The organism is Mesorhizobium sp. M4B.F.Ca.ET.017.02.2.1, assembly GCF_003998955.1.
GTDB classification, from domain to species: domain Bacteria; phylum Pseudomonadota; class Alphaproteobacteria; order Rhizobiales; family Rhizobiaceae; genus Mesorhizobium; species Mesorhizobium abyssinicae.
This window is the reverse complement of record NZ_RZOF01000445.1, coordinates 1-4,433: the sequence shown is the minus strand read 5'-3', so window position 1 is coordinate 4,433 and position 4,433 is coordinate 1. Positions and strand designations below refer to the sequence as shown.

Annotated in this window: 5 protein-coding genes and 2 pseudogenes; 2 read left to right on the top strand and 5 right to left on the bottom strand. The window is 64.2% G+C overall.

The genetic code is table 11. The features are described from left to right. Window positions 1–105 (top strand): annotated as a pseudogene (locus EN738_RS36590) (IS110 family transposase); the annotation flags it as partial. A gap of 77 nt (window positions 106–182) precedes the next feature. Here EN738_RS36590 and EN738_RS31560 read toward each other — a convergent pair. Both EN738_RS31560 and EN738_RS31555 read right to left on the bottom strand, forming a co-directional pair. Beyond that, entirely contained in the window at window positions 183–725 is a 543-nt protein-coding gene (locus EN738_RS31560) for a DUF2314 domain-containing protein (RefSeq protein WP_127287014.1), read from the bottom strand. Between the two features lie 192 nt (window positions 726–917). Next, entirely contained in the window at window positions 918–2,012 is a 1,095-nt protein-coding gene (locus EN738_RS31555; RefSeq protein WP_127287013.1) for a GH25 family lysozyme, read from the bottom strand. A gap of 241 nt (window positions 2,013–2,253) precedes the next feature. Between EN738_RS31555 and EN738_RS31550 the strand changes: the two genes are divergently transcribed. Next, a complete protein-coding gene (locus EN738_RS31550; protein WP_127287012.1) occupies window positions 2,254–3,165 on the top strand; it encodes a hypothetical protein in 912 nt (303 codons plus the stop codon). 24 nt (window positions 3,166–3,189) lie between these two features. Here the strand turns inward: EN738_RS31550 and EN738_RS31545 are convergent, their stop codons facing one another. The 3 genes and pseudogenes from EN738_RS31545 to EN738_RS31535 all read right to left on the bottom strand — a co-directional run. Next, a complete protein-coding gene (locus tag EN738_RS31545; protein WP_127287011.1) occupies window positions 3,190–3,402 on the bottom strand; it encodes a hypothetical protein in 213 nt (70 codons plus the stop codon). 128 nt (window positions 3,403–3,530) lie between these two features. Next, window positions 3,531–3,926, bottom strand: coding sequence for a GFA family protein (locus EN738_RS31540; RefSeq protein ID WP_127287010.1), 396 nt, complete (start codon window positions 3,924–3,926; stop codon window positions 3,531–3,533). Window positions 3,927–4,105: 179 nt separating this feature from the next. Beyond that, a pseudogene (locus tag EN738_RS31535) lies at window positions 4,106–4,433 on the bottom strand (alpha/beta hydrolase); the annotation flags it as partial.

The window sequence follows — 4,433 nt, the reverse complement described above, 5'->3', positions numbered from 1 at the left end:
GGCAAGGAGCCGAAGGTCGCTCTCGTCGCCGTGGCACGAAAGATCCTGACCATCCTCAGCGCGATGATCCAAAACAACGAACCTTGGAATCCAAACAGGTCCTGACGAACACAGTTGCTCATCCGTCTCGGCGCTGCGCGCCGATCCACCTTCTCCCACAGGGGAAGAAGGGAAGATGTGCTTCAATCCTTGAAGGTGATGCCGTATTTCGCGGCCTGTTCCTTCGGCATGTCGGCAAACGCCTGGCGCACGGTATAGCCGCCGTAAACCTCGCCGCCGTTCTTGACCATCCAGTCCTCGACGTCGGCTTCCGCCACCGTCATGCGGTCGCCCATCTTGTATTTGGTGCCGTTGACCGGCTCGTCGGCGAGCAGGCCGATGAAGGTGCCGTCGCCCAGGCCGGTGAGCTGCATCCAGATGTGCTCGGTGGCGCCGTTCTGGGTAAGCGGGAACTTCACCGTGTAGGTGCCGGGCGTGCCGGCGGCCATCAGCTCGTGGAAGCGCGGCAGCGTCGAGTGGCCCTTGTTCTTGGCGGCCTGCATCGCCTTGTCTTCGGTGGAATAGGCGACGACGTTCTCCGTCATCGCGCGAGGCGCCGTCTGCGAGGCGCCCGGCGCCGCGGCCGGAATGGCCATCGGCTTGTCGCTCCGCCCGTGCCCGAGCGCATTGAAAAATCCGTAGCCGACAGCGGCCACGAAAACGATTGCCAGAACCGGATTGCGCATCGACCCCTCCATGCCCATTCATGCCGGGCCGCGCGGTGTTGCGCGCGGCATGCATGATCACGCGGATGTTACCAGCCGGGCATTGCAGGACCACTAAGGAAAAAGGTGAGTGGATCCTTAGCAAATCACTGAAAATGCCGCCGGGGGATGGGACGACGGCGGCCTGCCGGTATTCGCGCCAGCCGAGAACGCTCAGTCCGCGTCGGCGACGGTCGTCTGTCCGCCGGCCCATGCTCGCCAGGCGCGCTCGTCGCCATGGAAGACGTTGAGGTCGATGCGGCCCCTCACCCCGTGCGACAGGCCGGAGCCGGAATACTGCCAGAACACCCATTTGCGGCCGGGATAGACCTTTGACGGATGGCGCGCCACGGCGCGCAGCCAGAACGGATAGTCGGGGAAGGCGCCGCGCAGATTGTCGCGATAGAAGTCGGGGCTGGTGTAGATGATCGGACGCTGGCCGTAATAGCGTTCAAGCTTGTCCATGAACACCTGCATCTTCTCCAGCACCGTGTCGCGCGACGGCCGCCGCTTGCAGGACGACTCGCCGTTCCATTCGACGTCGATCACCGGCGGCAGCGCGCCCTCGACCCGCGGCACATTGCGGATGAACCAGTCGGCCTGCTCGCCGGCGGTGCGGCACCAGTAGAAGAAATGATAGGCGCCGCGCTTCAGCCCGGCAGCATCGGCATTGCGCCAGTTGGTCCTGAACATCGGGTCGAGATGATCGCCGCCGTCGGTCGCCTTGATGTAGGCGAAGTTGGCGCCCTGGGCGCGCAGCTTTTCCCAGTTGACGTTGCCCTGCCAGCGCGAAACGTCGACGCCGTGCACGGCAAGGTGCCGGGGCGAGGCGCGGCCGAAATTGATCGGCTTGGCATCGCGGAAGCCATAGCGGGTGACGGGACCGGCCAGCATCGCGGGCGCGGCCCGCGACAGGCGCTTCGGCGGCGCCATTAGGGCTGCCGGCTGGACCGGCGGCTCGACGCTGTCGGGCAGGTTCGGCGCGGGGAACGCGACCGTCTCTTCCTCGGCAAGACTGAACGGAGGCGCATTGTCGTCGGCCACCGGCTCCGGTGGCCGCATGCGCGCGTCGCCAGCCATCGATGTGGTCTCGACCGTCGTTTCCGTTTCGGCCGTGGCCCCGGCCGCCGCGACGGGGGCGCTCGGCCTGACGACGGAACTGGTGGTTTCGTTGGACGGCACCTGCAAGGCGTCCATGCCCGATGTGGACGAGCAGCCGGCAAGGCACAGCGATGCAAGCACAAAACTGACGACGCCTGAGAACCGCATCTGGACCTGTACACAAAACAAAACAGGCCGAGGGCGGATTGCCGCCGGCAGATCCGATTCCTAACGAGAAATTACCAATAAAGTTTGAATCAACTTGTTAGGGATAAATGGCGGCGCCGACGGCATCATCGGAATGTCCTCGGGTCAACGGTGCTTCCCACATCCCGCTTGACAAGCCTCGCCATGATATTATCCTCCACTAATCTTACATCGTAAGGTTAGGCATTCGGGAGGAGAAACCATGTCGTCCGCCCTGTCGGAACTGGAACCCGTGATAGTGCCGGTGCCGCATCCGCCGGCCATCGCGATCGAGGATGTGTCAGGCGACTTCAGCCGCGCCATCGAGCGCGCCGAGGTCAATGCCTGGCTCGACCTCTACGCCGCGGCGCCGGCCGATTTCGCCGCGCGACAGGGGCTTTCGATGGCAGCAGAAGGCGACCTCGCCTGGACGACCTGCACGACCATCCCGTTCATCCATTTCAACTGCGTGAAGAATCTCGGCGTCGACAGCCCGGCCACCGAAAGCCAGCTCGACACGCTGCTGGCGCATTACCGGGCTGCCGGCATTTCGCGGCCCTGGTTCTACGTCAATCCGCACACCGAACCTTCCCGACTCAGATGCTGGCTCGAAGCGCGCGGCCTGCAGCGCCAGGGCGGCTGGGAGCGTATCTATCGCGAAGCGGAGCCACTGCCATCCGAGCCGCTCTTCGCGGCCGACGGGGTTGCTGTCGAGCGCGTTACGAAATCAACGGCGGCGGAATGGGCCGGCTTCATCGACCGTCAGTATCGGCTGGCGACCTCACCCTGGCTGCTGGCGCTGGTCGGCCGCAAGGGCTGGCATCATTACATGCTGAAGCGGGACGGCGCGGTGGTGGCGGTGCGCTCGCTGTTCATCGGCGCCGATGGCGCGGCCTGGAGCGGCATCGACGCACCGGTGCCCGGCATCATGGCGCCGAGCTTCGATCTCGACGCGGTGCTTGGCGAAGCGCTGGTCCGCGACGGCCTTGCGGCCGGCGCGAAACTATTCGTCGCCGACATCGAGGCGCCGCATGAGGAGCGCGACGGCCCTGCTTATCGCAACTATGCGCGCCTTGGCTTCAGGATCGCCTATTTCCGCAGCCATTACAGCTATTTGCCGGCTACTTCCAACTAGTTCTAGCTTGTTCTTTGAATTGCTTTAGACCCGCAGCCATTGCCGGAAGCAGTTCTTGGCGACCATGTGGGCCGGCGGCACCATCGGCTGGCCGGCGCGCATGTCGTCAGCCGCGCCGCCGCGAGCCCTCTCGAGCAGGGTGCGAAGCTCCGCCGGCTGCACGCGGTCGCGCTCCATCACGAGCCGGACCATCGGGTCGTTCAAAAGCTCGTCCAGGGTGTTGATGCTCTCGCTCATCCGTCGCCTCCTCGAATGCCGGCCCGCGCACGATAGATAGGCAGCCAATGATGGCCCGCCAATGACGCTTTGCCGGCTATGTCGTGAATCGAAGATGAAATTTTTGTGCAGGACTGCGTCGAAATGAGTCAGGCCGGTGGCAGGCCCTCATATTGCGGCAGGCCGTCGTCCAACCGTACCCAGGGCTGCTTCGAGGCCGTCCAGAAATGCATGTCGGGCTTGAACAGGGAAGGATCGTCGAGCGAGCCGGAGGTGATGCCAAGAATACCTCTGGAATCGCGCCTGGAAAACAGCGTCGCACCGCAGGCCGCGCAAAAGCCGCGCTTGAGGTCCGGCGAGGAGTTGACCGTCGCCACCTCGCCCTCGACGGTCACGTCATCAATGCGAAACAGCAGCCGCGCGTTGAACGCCGCGCCGATCGCCTTCTGGCAGATTCGGCAATGGCAGACGCGTTCGTTGATCGGCGCCACCTCGGCGCGGTAGCGCACCGCTCCACACAGGCAGCCGCCCTGATATTTCGTCATTGCCGGTGTCCGTTCGCTCGGGAAGAATGCCGGAACCGTAGCCGGGCGGGTCGCTGCGTCAATTGAAAAGCTTTTATGGAATGCCATCGTTTGCGATGATGCGACCGGCGCAGATGGCAGCGCGTCCAGAAAGCACGCGGCCGCCTCCAGGGAGACGGCCGCATGAGATTGCCGACCCGCTATTCGGTTGCGCCGAGCATCTCGTCCCAGCTCTTCACCTTAGTCACACCGTCGAGGAAGGGCAGTGCGGTGGCGGGCAGTTCCGGCGCGAAAAAGATGTCGTAGTGGGTGCGGTTGGGGATGATCGCCAGCCGGTTCTGCGACAGGTTCTCGCGCATCCAGCCGGCATCCTTCTGGCCGCCGCCGAGCATCTGGAAGAACTTGATCTCGTGCTCGGGCTTGTACATGTCGCTGTCGCCGTAGACGAGCATGACCGGCATCTTCAGCTTCGGCACATCGGCCGAGAAGTCGCGCTCGTTGCGCATGAAGGCGCCGAGCGTGTCGAGC

Bases quoted from the DNA above. Each gene is read 5' to 3' on its own strand.
- EN738_RS31560 (WP_127287014.1), bottom strand. From the start codon at position 725: ATGCGCAATCCGGTTCTGGCAATCGTTTTCGTGGCCGCTGTCGGCTAC.
- EN738_RS31555 (WP_127287013.1), bottom strand. From the start codon at position 2,012: ATGCGGTTCTCAGGCGTCGTCAGTTTTGTGCTTGCATCGCTGTGCCTT.
- EN738_RS31550 (WP_127287012.1), top strand. From the start codon at position 2,254: ATGTCGTCCGCCCTGTCGGAACTGGAACCCGTGATAGTGCCGGTGCCG.
- EN738_RS31545 (WP_127287011.1), bottom strand. From the start codon at position 3,402: ATGAGCGAGAGCATCAACACCCTGGACGAGCTTTTGAACGACCCGATG.
- EN738_RS31540 (WP_127287010.1), bottom strand. From the start codon at position 3,926: ATGACGAAATATCAGGGCGGCTGCCTGTGTGGAGCGGTGCGCTACCGC.